Below are 1,205 nucleotides of genomic sequence, written 5' to 3' on the forward strand. Positions count from 1 at the left end.
CCGGGACCCATACTCCGCAGCAATCGCTTTGCGAAGATTCGGAGTTGCCAGCTCGTGCAGCAACGCAATTCGGTGGTTATGGGTCCCGGATGGGCGCGCGCTTGAGGGCGCGCTTGTCCGGGACGACAGCCGAGGGGCGGTGCGACAGCGGGGCCTTACGCCGCCCGGATATTCGCCATGAAGCGGTCGAGCTCGGCGCGCAGACGGGTGCTTTCGCTCGACAGCGTCTTGGCCGAGTTCAGCACCTCTTCCGAGGCCGAACCGGTCTCGGCGGCGCCGCGGTTGACCTCGCCGATATCGGTGGCCGCGGTCTGGGTGCCCTGCGCGACGGTCTGGACGCTGCGGGCGATCTCCTGCGTTGCCGCACCCTGCTGCTCGACGGCGCTCGCGATCGAGGTCGAGATCGACGAGATCTGGCCGATGGTCGCGCCGATCTCCTTGATCGCGGCGACCGATTCGGCCGTGGCGCCCTGCATGCCGGTAATGTGCGAGGAGATTTCATCCGTCGCTTTCGCCGTCTGGCTCGCCAGCGACTTCACCTCGCTCGCAACCACCGCAAAGCCGCGACCGGCTTCACCGGCGCGCGCCGCCTCGATGGTGGCGTTGAGCGCCAGAAGATTGGTCTGCTCGGCGATCGCCGTGATCAGCTTGACCACCTCGCCGATCTGCTGGGCGGCATGCGACAGCTTGCCGATGCGGCCGTCGGTCTCCTTGGCCTGCACCACGGCGGCCTCGGCAATGCGGCTGGAATCGCGGACCTGGCGGCCGATCTCCTCGACCGAGGCCGACAGCTCTTCGGTCGCTGTCGCCACCGACTGCATGTTGGAGGAGGCCTGCTCGGAGACGCCGGCGACCTGGCTCGACAGGCTCTGCGTGGTCTCGGCAGTGCGGGTCAGCGTCGAGGCCGCCGATTCCAGCTGCACGGCGGACGCCGAGACGTTGGAGACGATGGCGCCGACCGCGCTCTCGAAATCGTCGGCAAAGCGGATCAGCTCGGTGCGGCGGCTTGCAGCCTGCTCCCGGTTCTGGACTTCGCTGGCGGCGGCATCGCGCTCGGCCTTGGCCACCGCCTGAACCTTGAACTCCTCGACCGCGCCGGCCATCTCGCCAATCTCGTCCTTGCGGCCAAGACCCGGCAGCACCACGTCGAAATTGCCCGAGGCCAGCTCCCGCATCGCCTTGCACATCGCGATCATCGGACGCGA

General features: G+C 68.0%; 1 protein-coding gene. It reads right to left on the reverse strand.

Going from position 1 to position 1,205, the window contains the following annotated elements:
* Window positions 1-155: 155 nt before the first annotated feature.
* The coding region (locus CWO91_RS42235) for a methyl-accepting chemotaxis protein (protein WP_130221177.1) at window positions 156-1,205 on the reverse strand (1,050 nt) is incomplete at its 5' end.

The organism is Bradyrhizobium genosp. SA-3 (assembly GCF_004212635.1).
Classification (GTDB): Bacteria; Pseudomonadota; Alphaproteobacteria; order Rhizobiales; family Xanthobacteraceae; genus Bradyrhizobium.